This is a genomic window from Pseudomonas sp. DF11 (assembly GCF_058148565.1).
The window spans coordinates 991,774-1,007,288 of sequence record NZ_JBYVYN010000001.1 but is presented as its reverse complement, the minus strand read 5'-3'; the positions used below and the strand labels follow the sequence as shown (position 1 = coordinate 1,007,288).

Below are 15,515 nucleotides of genomic sequence, written 5' to 3'. Positions count from 1 at the left end.
CTCAGTGCCCCAGGTAGACGTCGATGACGCGAGGATCGTTTTGCACCTGATCCATCGAGCCGTAGGCCAGGGTCTTGCCCTGATGCAGAACGGTGACTTTGTCGGCCACCGATTTCACGAATTCCATGTCGTGCTCGATGATGACCATGGCGCGGCCCTTGGCGATCTGTTTGAGCAAGCCTGCGGTTTTTTCCCGTTCGCCCGCGCTCATGCCCGCCACCGGCTCATCGAGCAACAGCAGCTCGGGGCGTTGCATCAGCAGCATGCCGATTTCCAGCCATTGCTTCTGGCCGTGGGACAGCAGCCCGGCCTTGCGGCCCAGTTGGTCGTGCAGAAAGATCATCTCGGCGATGTGTTCGATTTCAGCCTGCAAGGCCTTGTCCTTGCGGGCGAACAGGCAGTTGAAGATGCCGCGCTTGTCCGGTGAGGAGATGTCCAGGTTCTCGCGCACGGTCAGGTCTTCGTACACCGAGGGGTTCTGGAATTTGCGACCGACCCCGGCGCGAGTGATCTGGTACTCGATCATGTTGGCCAGTTGCAGATCCTTGAACCGGATGCTCCCGGCACTGGGGCGGGTCTTGCCGCAGATCATGTCCAGCAGCGTGGTCTTGCCGGCGCCGTTGGGGCCGATAACCACATGCACCTGATTTTCCTCGACGTAGAAGTTGAGGCTGTCCACGGCTTTGAAGCCATCGAATGACACGGTCAGGTCTTCGATACTCAGTATCATCGCGCTCACGGCTGCACCTCCTTGTTGCTTAGGCGTTGCAGCAGCCCGGCCAGCCCCGACGGCAGGAACAGCACCACGGCCATGAACAGAAAGCCGATGAAGTACTGCCAGAAGTTGACGAAGTTTTCCGACAGGTAGGTCTTCGCCACGCCGATCAGCAGCGTGCCGTAAACCGCGCCCACCAGTGACAGACGCCCGCCCAAGGCTGCGTAGATGACGATTTCGGTGGACGGGATAATGCCCACCAGGGAAGGGGAGGCGAGGCCGACCTGGAGTGTGAACATCACCCCGCCCAGGGCCGAAATCAGTGCCGCGACGGCGAAGATGAACGCCTTGAACAGAGCCGTGTTGTAGCCGGAAAAGCGCACCCGGTCTTCCCGGTCGCGAATGGCGACCACCACTTTGCCCAGCCGGCTGCGCAGAATGAACCCACACAGCGCCACGCAGCCAAGCAACAGCAGGGTGGTGATGAGGTACAGGATCCAGGGCGTTTGCGGGGCTTGCAGGCTCAGGCCGAAGGCGGTCTTGAAGTCGGTCAGGCCGTTGACGCCGCCGGTGTAGCCTTGCTGGCCGATGATCATGATCGACATGATCGCCGCCAGGGACAGGGTGATGATCGAGAAGTACACGCCGCCCACACGCTTTTTGAAGTACGCGTAGCTGAACGCAAACGCCAGCAGGGTCGGGATGATCAGGATCGCGGCGATGGTGAAGGTCGCCGATTCGAACGGTTTCCACCACCAGGGCAAGGCATCGACGCTATTCCAGATCATGAAGTCGGGCAGGGCCGAGCCATAGAAAGCGGCCAAGGCGCTGGCCGCTTCATCAGTGGCGGTCGCTTCCAGCTTCAGGTACATGGCCATCATGTAACTGCCCAGGCCGAAGAAGATGCCCTGGCCCAGGCTGAGAATCCCGCCGTAGCCCCAGATCAGCACCATGCCCAATGCACAGAACGCCAGGCTCAGGTATTTGCCCGCCAGCCCCAGGCGAAAATCCCCCAGGCTCAAAGGCAAAATGACCAGCAACAGGATCGACAGCCAGACCAGGCCATGTCGTTCGATCAGGGGCAACCAGCCCGCGCTGAGCATGCGCGATCCACGGGAGGGCGCCTGTGGCCGGATAAGCGGCTTTTCAGTCATGTCATTCATCTCAGCGTCTCACTTTCGCGGCAAACAGGCCGTTGGGGCGGAAGAACAGCAACACAATCACCACCATCAGGGTGATCGCCTTGGCCATGGAACCAGTGGTCAGGTACTCCAGCGAGATCTGCGTCTGGCCGATGGCAAAGGCGGAAAGAAAAGTCCCTAGCAGGCTTTCGACGCCGCCGAACACCACGACGATGAACGTGTCCACCAGGTACTGCTGGCCGCTTACGGGGCCTGTTGAGGCGAGCATGGTGAACGAGCTGCCGGCAATCCCCGCGAGGCCGCAACTCAGAGCGAATGTGACGGCGTCAACGCGGGCGGTGTTGATCCCGGCGGCACCGGCCATGGCGCGGTTCTGGGTGACGGCGCGGATGCGCAGCCCCCAACGGCTGCGATACAGGAACAGAAACACGGCACCGGCGATGACCAACGTCAGGCCTATGATGAAGATCCGGTTGAGGGGCAACTCCAGTCCCTCACTGATCTTCCAGGCGCCTTGCAGCCACTCCACGGTCGGCACGCTGACTTCCTTGGGGCCGAACACCTGACGAAACACTTGCTGCAGCACCAGCGACAGGCCCCAGGTGGCGAGCAAGGTATCCAGCGGGCGGTTGTACATGAAGCGGATGAAGCAACGTTCGAGCAGGAAACCGAAGGCAAAGGTCACCACGAAGGCGACACCAATGCCGATGATGAAGTACCAGCCCATGAACTCGGGGAAATAGCGCTGGAACACCAGCGATGTGACGTAGGTCATGTACGACCCCATCGCCATCAGCTCGCCGTGGGCCATGTTGATCACGCCCATCAGGCCGAAGGCGATGGTCAGTCCCAGCGCCATCAGCACCAGCACCGAGAACAGCGAGAATCCGCTGAACACCTGCATTATCAAAATATCGAGAGTCATTGCGTCGCTACCTGTCGCTGCTCATGGGCGGACCGTTTTCAGGAACCCTGGGTGGCCGCTGGCGCGAGGTGATTCGCGCCGGGCCTCGCTTCACAGTTTCGGGAATGGGTTGGGCTCGATCGGCGCGGACTCGTAGATCACATCGACCTGGCCCTGGGCGTTGATGGTGCCAATGCGCGCACGCTTCCACAGGTGGTGGTTGTCCTTGTGCACCTTGATCTCGCCTTCAGGCGCATCGAGGGTCAGTTCCGAAGAGGCAGCGATGACGGCCGGGACGTCGAAGCTGTTGGCTTTCTCCACGGCTTTCTTCCACAGGTACACCGCGGTGTAGGCCGCCGCCATCGGATCGCCCACCACGCGTTTTTCGCCATACCGGGCCTTGAATGCCGCGACGAATTTTTCGTTGACCGGATTTTTCAGGCTCTGGAAGTAGCTCATGCAGGTCAGAAAACCGGTGAGGTTTTCTGCGCCGATGCCGGTGACTTCTTCCTCGGTGACAGCCAGGGCCATCAGCGTCTGGTTACTGCTGTCGATGCCCGCGGCCTTGAGCTGTTTGTAGAACGCCACGTTGGAGCCGCCGACGATGGTCGACAGGACGATATCGGGCTTGGCGGCCTTGATTTTGTTGATCACCGAGGAGAACTCGATGTTGCCCAGGGGCAGGTAGTCCTCACCGACGATCGAGCCGCCCTGCTTGTTCACCGACGCGCGGGCGAGCTTGTTGGTGGTGCGCGGCCAGATGTAGTCGGAGCCCACCAGATAGACGCTCTTGCCCTTGTTGGCCATCAACCAGCTGACAGCGGCCAGCGTCTGCTGCGAGGCTTCGGCGCCGGTGTAGATGATGGCCGGGGATTTCTCCAGACCCTCGTAGAACGTCGGGTAGTACAGCAGGCCCTTGTTACGCTCGAACACCGGCAGCACGGCTTTGCGCGAGGCCGAGGTGAAGGCGCCAAACGTGACCACCACGTGATCGTTTTCCAGGAGCTTGCGCGCTTTTTCGGCGAAGGTCGGCCAATCGCTGGCGCCGTCTTCGACGATCGGTTCGATGGTCTTGCCCAGTACACCGCCGCTGGCGTTGATTTCGTCGATGGCGAGTTTTTCCGCATCCACCACCGAGGCCTCACTCATGGCCATGGTGCCGGTGAGCGAATGGATGATCCCCACTTTGACGGTCTCTGCCGCCTGGACCTGGCTGGCCAGGGAAAACGGCAACAGGCTGAAGGCCCCCAGTAATAGGGCATGCTTGATCAAACGGCGCTTGTCGTTGTGCATTTCATTTCTCCCCAGGAATAAAAAAAGCCCGACGTCCCGGTTAAACGAATAATCGGGAGGTCAGGCTTCTTGTGCCGAATCTGGCGGGACAACTGTGTCCGATCCAGTCGTACGCCAAGTGTCTCCCTACTTGCCAAGTGGGCGTAGGGCAGACAGCCGGCGCGATGTCTCGGGAGAGTATCTGCAAGGGCAGTGCCAATTGCCGATGAGGGCACAATCAGGGGCCATCGGGCACAACGGTCGGCATTCACTGCATCTATTGCAAACTTGACGGGCCTTGCGCCGGTTTGGCGCAAGGGGCCTGCTTGCGCACCAAAAGCGTGAAGGTTTCATCGGTGCTGTGCGAGCAGCATTGTCCTACCTACGGTCAGCGCACCCTATGCGTGGCTCAGCGATCAGGCCGCTGGAAGGGGAGTGGCCCGCAATCTGCATGAGGACACGGCACTACCCTCGCAGGGTCCCTTGTCACACGCCCGTTCCCGGCAGGTGTGGAAGGCCCCTCGCATGGCCGGCCCCGACAGCGCAGTCGCACCGGTTTCAGGCACAAGCCGCCTGAGAGCAGCCGTTGAATCCACGGCCACCGCTCACCGATTCTTTGCACAATGACTCTTTGCAGATGGCCCGCCCCCCTTGCGGACGCCGGGCGTCTGATCTCACGTTGAACAAGGTTGATAGGCATGGTTGACCAGGCGATCCGCATAGGCGGTCTGTTTTCCGACACTGGCGTCACGGCGGCCGCCGAGCGCTCGACAATGCGCGGTGCGCAATTTGCGATCGAGCAGATCAACGCAGCCGGTGGCGTAGGGGGGCGGCCTCTGGAACTGGTCACCCGCAACCCCGATTCGACCCCCGCGTTGTATGCCATGCATATCGAGTCGTTGATCCGCGAGGAAAACCTGCGGTTCTTCTTCGGCTGCTACACCTCTGCTGCGCGTAAGGCTGCGTTGCCGATCGTGGAGCGCTACGACGCGTTGTTGATGTACCCGGTGTACTACGAAGGTTTCGAGTACTCGCGCAACATCATCTACACCGGCGCGACACCCAATCACAACGCGGTGCCACTGGGCAATTACATGCTCGACAACTTCGGCAACCGGGTGTTGATGATTGGCTCAGAGTACGTCTATCCCTACGAAACCAATCGGCTGATGAGCGACCTTCTGTATGAGCGCGGTGGCACCAAGCTGGGTGAATATTACCTGCCGCTCAAGAACGCCCGGCCCGAGGATTTCGCCAAGCTGATGGTCAAGGCCAGGGAGCTCAAGCCGTCGTTCATTTTCTCCACGGTTGTGGGCGAGACCATGGCGCACTTGTATCAGGCCTATGCCGATGCCGGTTTCGATCCGGCCGTGATGCCCATCGCCAGCCTGACCACCAGCGAGACCGACATCAAGCAGATGGGGGTTCACCTGGGAGCAGGGCACATTTCGGCAGCGACCTATTTTCAGTCAGTGGACACTGCGATCAACCGCCAGTGCATCGCGCAATACCGTGCACTGTTCGGTCAGGAGCAGGTCACCGACCGATGCTGGGAGGCTGCTTATTTTCAGGTGCACCTGCTGGCCAAGGCGATTCTCAGTGCAGGCAGTACCAACGTCGATGACGTGCTGCAAGCCATGCGCGGTCTCGAATTCGAGGCGCCTCAAGGGCGTGTCAGGGTCGACGCGCACAACCATCACACCTACCTTTTTTCGCGCATCGGGCGGGCCAATGCCCAGGGTCAGTTCGACATTCTTTATGAAAGCCAGAACGCCCTCAAACCCGATCCATACGCCATCGCGCCGCGCCTGAACGACTGGTCGAGCGGCACTGGGAGGCCGCTATGACCTTGCGCGCAGCAAAGAAACGGCAACGCAATGACAGCAGCGCGGGGATCAAGGACCTGCGCGACATCAGCGTGCTGGTGGTGCACCCGGATGACGACGATGGCCGCAATCTGATCGAGCAACTGCAGCGCATCGGCTGTCAGGTGCGTGTGCAGTGGCCGATTCCCGAGCGGCTCAACACCGAGGTGGACGTGATCGTGCTTGCCGTTTCCCCCGAAAGTCTTTCGACCAACACACCCTGGCTGCTACACGCCAGCACATCGCCGATCATTCCGGTGATCGCCTACGAAAACCCGATCATTGTCGAGGCGTTGGTGCAGCTCAACGCCTGCTCGGTGATCCCGTCGCCAGTTCGCTCGTTCGGCCTGCTCACGGCGTTGGCGCTGACCTTGAGTCAATCGCGCAAGGCCCGTGAGCGCGAAAAACACGTCAAGCGACTGGAAGGGCGGATGGCCGTGATGCGCACGGTGCAGCAGGCCAAGATCATCCTGATCGAAACCAAGGGTATGTCGGAAATCGACGCTTACAACGCCCTGCGCGATCAGGCGATGGCCAAACGCGAACCGGTGGAGAAGATCGCCGAAGCATTGGTGAAAGCCCACGAACTGTTTCAACAAGCCTGTTCCTGAGCGTCCGGCCCCACGAGCCTGACCCTCTTCTGCACGGAGGATTGCCATACGCCCTTGATCGGCAGGTATGGATCACCGTGTGGCGACCGGCCTGGACAACGGAGTCCTCCGGAGCGAACCGCAACCTGCGTATCCGCGCAGTGGGTTCGAGTCAATGGCTACCTGATTGCGGGCAGCCCTTAACCGATATCTGGAGAACACCTCATGTCCGTAAAACGCCCAAGCAAAGCCGACTTTCTAATCGCCGCCGAAGACCACAGCTATCACCTGAGCGACAGTCAGATGGAATGCTTCCTCAATTTGGCTGACGAGACCCTCGGTTCCTACGACGCCATCGACAAACTGTATGCGCAAACCATCGCGCAGCAATCCCCGGAGCGTGAATTCAGCAAGGCGCCGGACGCTGACAATCTGCACGGTGCCTGGTACGTGAAAACCCATATCACAGGCGCCGCCCAAGGCCCGCTGGCCGGCAAGACGGTGGTTATCAAGGACAACGTTTCCGTGGCCGGCGTGCCGATGGCCAACGGCTCGCTGAGCCTGGACGGTTATGTCCCCTCAGAGGATGCAACCGTGGTCAAGCGCCTGCTCGCTGCGGGTGCGACAGTGGTGGGCAAGTCGGTCTGCGAGGACCTGTGCTTCTCCGGCGCCAGCTTCACCGCCGCCAGTGGTCCTGTGAAAAACCCATGGGACCTGACCCGCAACGCGGGCGGTTCCTCCAGTGGCAGCGCTGTGCTGGTTGCCTTGGAGGAGGTCGACATGGCGATCGGCGGGGACCAGGGAGGATCGATCCGCATGCCCTCGGCCTGGAGCGGCATCGTCGGCCACAAGCCGACCTACGGCCTGGTGCCTTACACCGGGGCTTTCCCGATCGAAAGGACCATCGATCACGTCGGCCCGATGGCCAACAGCGTGCGTGACGTGGCCGTGATGCTCGATGTCATCGCCGGGGCCGACGGCCTTGACTCCCGTCAGAAGAACCCACCAGCCGTTGCCTGTGTCGCCACGCTTGATCAAGGCGTCGCGGGCCTCAGAATTGGCGTGCTGCGCGAAGGCTTCGCGATTCCCGGCGTGTCCGAGGATCAGGTGGATGCTCAGGTCAAAGCGGCGGTCGCGCAACTGCAAAGCCTTGGCGCGACGGTCGGCGAAGCCAGCGCGCCCTGGCATTCGGGGGTGGCGCTGGACATGTGGAATGTCATTGCCACCGATGGCGCGGCGTATCAGATGCTGCAGGGCAACGGCTATGGCATGAACGTGGATGGCTATTACGACCCGGACATCATGAGCTACTTCGGTGCCAAGCGTCGCGAGCACGCCGATGCGTTGTCCAGCAGCGTCCGCGCCGTGGCGTTGACCGGCCACTACAGCTTGAAAAATCTGCACGGCGCCTATTACGCCAAGGCGCGCATGCTGGTGCCGGAACTCACTCGTCAATACGACGAAGCGTTCAAGGATTTCGATGTACTGGTGATGCCAACCATGCCCTTCGTGGCGACGCCGCTGACCGCTGCCGATGCGCCGATCGAGGAGTACGTGCACAGCGCGCTGAACATGCTGACCAACACCGCGCCGTTCGACCTCACGGGCCACCCGGCGACTTCGATTCCTACAGGTCTGGCTGATGGCTTGCCGGTGGCGATGATGATCGTCGCCCCACGGTTCCAGGACGCCCTGGCCTTGCGCGTGGCTCAGGCCTACGAGCAAGCCCGTGGCCCATTCCCTAAACCGCCGCGTCGTTAAGCCGGTCTTGGCCGGGTGCTGGCGGCGTAAGTGCCAGCACCTTGCCCTTTTCAGGATTCAGGAGTGTTTTCATGGGATTGACTCAATCGATACGGCTTTCTCTGGGCGCGGCCTTATGCCTGCTGCCGGTGTTCGCATTTGCCCATCCAGGGCATGACGAATCAGGCTTGATGGCGGGCGTGGCGCACCCCTTGAGCGGGATGGATCACCTATTGGCGATGTTCGCGGTCGGTCTCTGGGCCGCGCAGCAGGCCGGCAAGGCGCGCTTGATGTTGCCACTGACCTTTGTCGCCGGCATGTTGCTCGGCGGCTTGTTGGGGTTCGAAGGGTTCGCCATTGCACATCTGGAAACCGGCATCGCTGCATCGGTGCTCGCCTTTGGCTTGCTGGTCGCGGTGGCGGCGCGTCCACCTGTGGCGCTTGCCCTCGCCATTACCGGCCTTTTCGGACTGGCCCACGGCATCGCCCACGGCATGGAATTTCCGGAGATGAGTAGCCCTGCGGCTTATGCGGTCGGTTTCCTGATCGCGACATCGGCACTGCATGCCGCTGGCTTTGCACTGGCGCGGGGGTTGCCGACGCGCGCTGCTGCACTGGTTCGTGTGCTCGGCCTGGCGTCGGCGGGGACAGGGCTCGCGTTGTTGGCAGGTTGATGGCGGGGTGTTACCCAAAGCGGACGCGAGCAGTGAGGTTAGTGCATGCAGCCTCACTACTCGGCTCATTTCGATTCAACGCCGATTGAGCTACTAGTGGTTGCCCGCCCAGATGGGCGGGTGTCGATCAGTCCAGGGCATCGCCCGTTCAAGCTGCGCTGCCAACTGCAGGAGTAAATCCTCGCGACCATAAGCTGCGCCGAACTGCATGTCGATAGGTAAACCGGATGCCAGATCCTGCGTCAGTGGCATCGATATGGCAGGGCATCCGCTGACATTGAAACGGCAGTGGTCGAAGACATGGGCCGTCCGCCCTCGGCCATCGAGCGTTTCCTGACTCGCATTGTATTGGCCCACGAGGGGCTGGGGGGCAGGCAAGGTCGGCGTCAGAAGCACATCGTAATTGCAGAAAAAATCTCCAACTTTTCGGGTCACAACATTGCGCTGGTACATCGCTTCCAGCAATTGGGTTGCGCTCAGCTCACAGCCGAGCCGGTAAAGGGCGAGCGTGGCAGGCTCCAGAGTCGATTCATCGATGGGCCGATCCGTCGCAGTCGCGATGGCGTCGATCCAGGCGGCTGTGTTGCTGGACCAGAATCGCGCCAGCTCGGTGTTCGTCGCTCTCGGGGCTCTACCACGTTCAACGCCTGTCCGGCTAACTTGCCTTCGTCTGCCTCATGCAAGTCAAGGAACTTGCGATGGGCATAAGTCATACAGCTTCAGCAGCCAGTACGGCTACCGAATTAACTGCCCTCAGCTCGGCTGAGATAGCTGCGATATTGGTATCGAGCAGACTATCTTAGGCGAATCATCGCAACAGGTTTCGTAGGAAGGCGTATTGAGCATTTTTACCGCGTAGGAAAATTCCTACGCGCCCATCTGTAATCCCTAGATCTAAATAAGATTGCTCTGATTCTTTGCTTGATAGCGCATGGCTACTATTCAAGGGCCAGGGTGGCATCCTGATGCGTATTCAAGACATACCCGTGCTTGGGAATGCGTTCGGGCAATTCAGGGAGGGCGGTTGCTAACAGAGAGGGATCTGCATCGTGCTGAAACATATCGGTGTGAGCGATCTTTGCGTAGGAATGTATGTCCAGGAGCTGTCCGGTTCTCGTGAGGAACGTCCGTTCTGGAGCAAAGGCTTCCTGATTCTGAATGAAGAGGTGCTGGAGAACGTCCTTGCCTCGGGCATTGTCGATGCCTGGATCGACCCGTCCAAGGGCGCGGACGTGCAAGCATCTACATTTGATGAAAGTCTGGTGCAGGCCGGTCAAGGTGACCAGCGACCCGCTCGTTTCTCGAGCCGACCTTGTGCAGAAGTCCCCGGGCCGCGTCCAAGGGTGGCAATGAGCGAAGAGCTGTTGAGGGCGATCAACCTTTGCTCCAGTTCCAAGGCCGCTGTCATGGAGATGTTCGGCGATCTGCGGATGGGACGGATCGTTCAACTGGATCGCGTCACGGACATGGTGGGTGAAATCTCCGATTCGCTGTTACGTCATCCGGATGCGCTGCTCAGCCTGGTGCGCCTCAAGGCTGCCGATGAATACACCTACATGCATTCCGTGGCCGTCTGTGGATTGATGATTGGTTTGGCACGTCAGCTGGATTTACCACCGCCCCTGGTCCAAGAAGCCGGGCTGGCGGGCTTGCTGCATGACGTTGGCAAGATGGCGATACCCGCGGCCATCCTGGCCAAACCATTACCACTGAATGACCACGAACATACGAAGATGCGCACCCACCCGGAGGAGGGCGCCAGGATGCTGGCGGACAGCAGGCATTTCACTTCCCGGGTGCTGGACGTTTGCCTGCATCACCATGAGAAGGTGGACGGCAGTGGCTACCCGCATAAGTTATGTGGAACCCAGATCAGCCTGTTCGCGCGCATGGCCGCCGTCTGTGATGTGTATGACGCCGTGACGTCTGACCGTCCTTATCGGGATCGCTGGGGCCCCGCCGAATCGATTCGAAAAATGGCCGGATGGATCGGGCATTTCGACCAGAAAGTGTTTCACGCCTTCGTCAAATGCATTGGCATCTATCCGGTTGGTGCCTTGGTGCGCCTTCAAAGTGACAGGTTGGCGGTGGTAATAGAGCAGCACGCCGAATCTTTGCTGACGCCCACGGTAAAGGTTTTCTACTCGGCGTTGACTCGTATCCCGTTGTCTCCCGAATGCATTGATCTGGCCTGTGGGCAGGACCGCATTGTCAGCTTTGAGTCAGAGAAGACCTGGGGTTTGAAGAATCTTGAAGCGCTCTGGGTGGGCGAGAGGCTAGGCGGCGAGCCGCGATTTGGATGACGCGGTGCGCGTCTGTGTGTTTTTACCAGCGCTAGTCGCTGGTTTTCTTTTTCTGTCGTTTTGAGTTCCTGTCGCCGTCGAGTAGGAATTGTCCTACCGCGCAGCCGCAATCCTTAGTTGTAAATCAGGATGCTCCGATAGTTTCACGGCCATCACTTGGCCATTATTTCTCCAGGCCAACAAAACCGCGCATCCCCACGGTGGATGTCTTGCACCGGATCCCATCGGATCCGCATTGAACTGGAGAGATGAAGGTGAAAGGACAGGCAATTTCCTCCCCCCTGATCTTGACGATGCTGCCCGCGGGTCTGACGGGAGTGCTCGGTTGTGTCGCGATTCTGATCACCGCGGGCTTCAGCCTGCGCAGTGCAGCCAGTTGCGTGCCTGTCTTGCTTGGCGCGTTGCTGATGGGCGTTTGGGCCCAGCGTGTATCGAGCACCCGGCAGCACGCCCAGCCAGACGACGATCAGCCACTTCACCTGGCAGCTTCGCCTGATGATGGATTGGGCGAGGTGTGCGTGCAGGTACTGCCGATCTGGAGTCACCAGATCGACGCAGCGCGCATCCTTAGCGAGGAGTCGATCCTCAAGCTCAGTCACCGCTTTGCGACGCTGTCGGGGGACATCAGTGCTTCCGCTTCCCAGGACGCGGGCCAGAGTTCGGGAGCACGGTTGCTGGAAATCCTTGAAGTTGGTCAGAGGGACCTGGATTCGATCATGGTTGCCCTGCGCGACGCGCTGTTGCGCAAGGAGTCGGAACTCAAGGAAGTAATGCTCCTTTCCGACTTCACCTCTCAATTGCAAGAGATGGCCAAGTTCGTCGGCGATATTGCCCAGCAGACCAATCTGTTGGCACTCAATGCCGCCATTGAAGCGGCCCGGGCAGGGGATGCCGGACGCGGCTTCGCGGTCGTGGCGGATGAAGTGCGCAAGCTGTCCAGCCTGTCCGGGGAGACAGGGCAGAAAATCAGTGAGACGGTCAACACCGTCAATGCTGCCATCTCACGCACTGTCGAGCTTTCTCGGCACCAGGCGCAGCAGGATTCACAAACCCTGGCTCATTCAGAGCAACTGGTGTCCCAGGTGATCGAGCACTTCCGGCACAACGCCCAGGCCATCGTCGATACCAGCAGCAGTCTTCAGCAGCAGAGCGAAAACGTTGCCACCGAGATAGCGGGGGTACTGGTCGCCCTGCAGTTCCAGGACCGGGTCGGCCAGATGCTTTCCCTGGTCAACAACGATCTTCGCAAGCTGCATGAGCATATCGCCGAACGCCAGCAACTGGCTCTCACCGGCGGTACGCCTGCCCCGATCATCGCCGATACCTGGCTTGAGCAACTGGCAAGCACCTACACCATGCCTGAACAGCATGCGATCCATCACGGCAAGCCTGTGGTGAGCAGCACTTCATCCGAGATCACTTTCTTCTAGGGAGTTTCCCCATGAGCAAAACCATCCTGATTGTCGATGACTCTGCCTCCATTCGCCAGGTGGTGAGCATCACCTTGAAAGGCGCCGGATACGAGGTCATCGAAGGTGTTGACGGTCGCGACGCCCTTACCAAGCTCGACGGACGCAAGATCCACCTGATTGTGAGTGACGTGAACATGCCGAACATGGACGGCCTCAGCTTCATCAAGGCCGCTAAACAACTGCCGGCCTACAAGTTCACGCCAGTGATCATGCTGACCACCGAAACCGGCGATGCCATGAAGCAACAGGGCCAGGCCGTCGGAGCCAAGGCCTGGATGGTCAAGCCCTTCCAGCCGGCTCAGATGCTCGGTGCCGTCTCCAAACTGATCATGCCGTAACGCCGCCCAGAGTCCCTGGAAAGGAGGTTGTCATGACGAACACCACGGCTAGTTTGCGTCGGATTCTGGTTCTCGAAGGGCCGCTGACCATCTACACCGCCGCTGAACGCAAAGACCTGTTGCTGGAGCTGTTTCCCTTGGCTCAGGAAGTCGAAATGGATCTGGGTGGCGTGGACGAAATGGATACGGCGGGGCTCCAGCTGTTGGTGCTGATCAAGCAGGAGTCACAGCGCCATGGCTCCAGCCTGTTGCTGAGCAACCCCAGCGCAGCGGTGCTCGATGCGCTGGATATGAGTGGGTTGCACAGCTTTTTCGACGCGTCGGCCCCGACCCGTCAGCAGAGAGGTTGAAACCATGAGTTCGCCTATGAATCTGGACGACGTGCTACAGACGTTCATCGCCGAAAGCCAGGAGCTTTTGCTTCTGATGGAGGATGCGCTGTTGCAGATCGAACAGGCGCCGGATGATGCCGACACCATCAACGCGCTGTTTCGCGTCGCCCATACCATCAAAGGTTCCGCTGGCCTGTTTGGCTTCACGCCGATCGTTGCCTTTACCCACGTGGCAGAAAGCGTGCTGGATCGGGTCCGTGGACATGAACTGCGGGTGGACGAGTCACTGAGTGCCTTGTTCCTCGAAGTGCGGGACCACTTGTGCACGCTGATTGAATTGCTTGCCTGCAACGGTGACCTGCAAGGCATGACCGCAGAGCATGAGCGGCAGGGCGCGGCATTGGTGGAGCGTCTTAACGGCTACCTGGAGCACCGTCACGAGCCGGTGCAGTGCGCGGCAACGGTTGAGCTGGTGCAATCGGCTTGTACCGCGCGTTGGCATCTGTCCCTGCGCCTGTGTCCCGACGTCCTGCGCAACGGCATGGATCCGCTGTCGTTGCTGCGCTACCTCAACAGCTTCGGTGAAATCAGCGCGGTCGTGTGCATCACCGATGGCATGCCGGACATCTCGAAGATGGATCCGGAAACCTGTTACCTGGGCTTTGAGCTGGGGTTTGTCAGCGATGCCGACCAGGCCACCATTGAAGGGGCCTTCGACTTCGTTCGCGAGGGCAGCCAGATCTGCGTGTTGCCGTGCAATGGCGACCTGACAGGTTTCCGGGCGTTGATTGACCGTCTCGAGGCTGAACCCGATGTCATGGTCGAGGCCTTTATAGCCTGTGGTTCCGTGACCCGTGAGGGTTGGTTGGCGAGTCCGTCCTCTGGTGAATCGACGCCAGTTGCGCCCCTTCTCGTGGCACCAGAGCATGCGGTCCACGATGACGCGCCCAAGAGCCGGGGGGCAAAAGAGGCCCGTCCGGCCGAAGGTAATCTGATTCGTGTCGACGCCGGCAAACTGGATCAATTGATCAACCTGGTGGGCGAGCTGATCATCGCTGGCGCTGGCGCCAATCTGGGGGCCATCCAGAGCGGCATCGGCGATCTGATTGAAGCGACAAGCTCGCTCTCGCGCCTTGTCGAAGAGGTGCGCGACTGTGCCCTGACCCTGCGAATGGTGCAGATCGGTGGCACATTCAACCGCTTCCAGCGGGTGGTGCGCGATGTGTCCAAGGAGCTGGGCAAGGACATCGCCTTGCAGGTACATGGCGGGGAGACCGAGCTGGACAAAACGGTGGTCGAGCGCATTGGTGATCCCCTGACTCACCTGGTGCGTAACGCCATGGACCACGGTATCGAGCCCTCGCAGCTGCGCCGTGACCGGGGTAAACCGGAGCAGGGTACGGTTCGCCTCAATGCCTATCACGAGGCAAACAGCATCGTCATTGAAGTCAGTGACGACGGTGGTGGCCTGAACAAGCAACGCATCCTGGCCAAGGCGATGGAGCGTGGCCTGGTTGCCGAAGGGCAGCAGCTGGCCGACGGCGACATTCTCAATCTGATTTTCGAGCCAGGCTTCTCCACTGCCGATCAGGTCAGCAACCTGTCCGGGCGTGGGGTGGGCATGGACGTCGTCAAACGGAACATCGTCGCCCTGCGAGGCTCGGTCGATCTGGAAAGCGAGGAGGGGGTGGGCACCACGGTGCGTATCCGCCTGCCGCTGACCCTGGCCATCATCGATGGTTTTCTGATCGGGGTGGGCAATGCCTCTTATGTCGTGCCTCTGGATATGGTCGAGGAGTGCATCGAGCTGTCGACCGACGACTGCGGCAATCAGGATTTCCTGGACCTGCGCGGCTCGGTGCTGCCAGTCCTGCGCCTGCGCGAGATGTTTGCCATCGATGAGCCCAACCATGGCCGTGAAAACATCGTGGTCGTGCATTACGCGGGAATGCGAGTGGGCCTGGTCGTCGATCAATTGCTGGGGGAGTTCCAGACAGTAATCAAGCCGTTGGGCAAGATTTTCGGTACAGCCCATGGACTGGGCGGCTTCACCATCCTGGGGAACGGAGCAGTCGCGTTGATCCTGGATATTCCAAAACTACTTGGGCAAGTCGCCAGCCGGCAGAAGCACGGTACGCCCCTCAGCCCTGAATTGACTCAATAGTTCT

13 protein-coding genes and 1 pseudogene are annotated in these 15,515 nt (G+C 60.1%); 9 read left to right on the top strand and 5 right to left on the bottom strand.

Features of this window, described 5'->3' with window-relative positions; genetic code table 11:
- Position 1: 1 nt before the first annotated feature.
- The 4 genes from urtD to urtA form a co-directional block, all read right to left on the bottom strand.
- Positions 2-739: an urea ABC transporter ATP-binding protein UrtD gene (gene urtD / locus AC30D9_RS04130; protein WP_134924785.1), complete on the bottom strand. Its 738-nt coding sequence runs from the start codon at positions 737-739 to the stop codon at positions 2-4.
- Complete coding sequence (gene urtC / locus AC30D9_RS04125) at positions 736-1,878, bottom strand: urea ABC transporter permease subunit UrtC (protein ID WP_490143497.1); 1,143 nt, start codon at positions 1,876-1,878, stop codon at positions 736-738. The genes urtD and urtC overlap by 4 nt, the downstream gene beginning before the upstream one ends.
- 1 nt (position 1,879) lies before the next feature.
- Complete coding sequence (urtB, locus tag AC30D9_RS04120; protein WP_116832758.1) at positions 1,880-2,782, bottom strand: urea ABC transporter permease subunit UrtB; 903 nt, start codon at positions 2,780-2,782, stop codon at positions 1,880-1,882.
- Between the two features lie 90 nt (positions 2,783-2,872).
- The gene (gene urtA / locus AC30D9_RS04115; RefSeq protein ID WP_116832757.1) at positions 2,873-4,054 is read right to left on the bottom strand and encodes an urea ABC transporter substrate-binding protein; all 1,182 of its coding nucleotides are present in this window, start codon (positions 4,052-4,054) and stop codon (positions 2,873-2,875) included.
- A 677-nt stretch (positions 4,055-4,731) separates the two neighbouring features.
- Between urtA and AC30D9_RS04110 the strand changes: the two genes are divergently transcribed.
- The 4 genes from AC30D9_RS04110 to AC30D9_RS04095 all read left to right on the top strand — a co-directional run bounded on the left by AC30D9_RS04110 (position 4,732) and on the right by AC30D9_RS04095 (position 8,902).
- Positions 4,732-5,880 (top strand): transporter substrate-binding domain-containing protein, encoded by a 1,149-nt coding sequence (locus tag AC30D9_RS04110; protein ID WP_490143496.1) that lies wholly within the window; start codon positions 4,732-4,734, stop codon positions 5,878-5,880.
- Positions 5,877-6,509, top strand: a complete 633-nt coding sequence (locus AC30D9_RS04105) for an ANTAR domain-containing response regulator (protein ID WP_134924781.1) — start codon at positions 5,877-5,879, stop codon at positions 6,507-6,509. The genes AC30D9_RS04110 and AC30D9_RS04105 overlap by 4 nt, the downstream gene beginning before the upstream one ends.
- A gap of 204 nt (positions 6,510-6,713) precedes the next feature.
- On the top strand, positions 6,714-8,249 hold the full coding sequence (locus tag AC30D9_RS04100; RefSeq protein ID WP_490143495.1) for an amidase: 1,536 nt from the start codon (positions 6,714-6,716) through the stop codon (positions 8,247-8,249).
- A gap of 71 nt (positions 8,250-8,320) precedes the next feature.
- Positions 8,321-8,902 (top strand): HupE/UreJ family protein, encoded by a 582-nt coding sequence (locus AC30D9_RS04095; RefSeq protein WP_490143494.1) that lies wholly within the window; start codon positions 8,321-8,323, stop codon positions 8,900-8,902.
- A 93-nt stretch (positions 8,903-8,995) separates the two neighbouring features.
- Here the strand turns inward: AC30D9_RS04095 and AC30D9_RS04090 are convergent, their stop codons facing one another.
- Entirely contained in the window at positions 8,996-9,472 is a 477-nt protein-coding gene (locus AC30D9_RS04090; protein ID WP_490143732.1) for an amidase family protein, read from the bottom strand.
- A 479-nt stretch (positions 9,473-9,951) separates the two neighbouring features.
- Between AC30D9_RS04090 and AC30D9_RS04085 the strand changes: the two genes are divergently transcribed.
- The 5 genes and pseudogenes from AC30D9_RS04085 (at position 9,952) to AC30D9_RS04065 (ending at position 15,511) form a co-directional block, all read left to right on the top strand.
- Complete coding sequence (locus AC30D9_RS04085) at positions 9,952-11,205, top strand: cyclic di-GMP phosphodiesterase (RefSeq protein WP_490143493.1); 1,254 nt, start codon at positions 9,952-9,954, stop codon at positions 11,203-11,205.
- Between the two features lie 827 nt (positions 11,206-12,032).
- Positions 12,033-12,635, top strand: a pseudogene (locus tag AC30D9_RS04080) (methyl-accepting chemotaxis protein); the annotation flags it as partial.
- 11 nt (positions 12,636-12,646) lie between these two features.
- A complete protein-coding gene (locus tag AC30D9_RS04075) occupies positions 12,647-13,015 on the top strand; it encodes a response regulator (RefSeq protein ID WP_135844811.1) in 369 nt (122 codons plus the stop codon).
- Positions 13,016-13,047: 32 nt separating this feature from the next.
- Positions 13,048-13,365, top strand: coding sequence for an STAS domain-containing protein (locus AC30D9_RS04070; RefSeq protein WP_490143492.1), 318 nt, complete (start codon positions 13,048-13,050; stop codon positions 13,363-13,365).
- A gap of 16 nt (positions 13,366-13,381) precedes the next feature.
- Complete coding sequence (locus AC30D9_RS04065) at positions 13,382-15,511, top strand: chemotaxis protein CheA (protein ID WP_490143731.1); 2,130 nt, start codon at positions 13,382-13,384, stop codon at positions 15,509-15,511.
- Positions 15,512-15,515 lie beyond the last annotated feature (4 nt).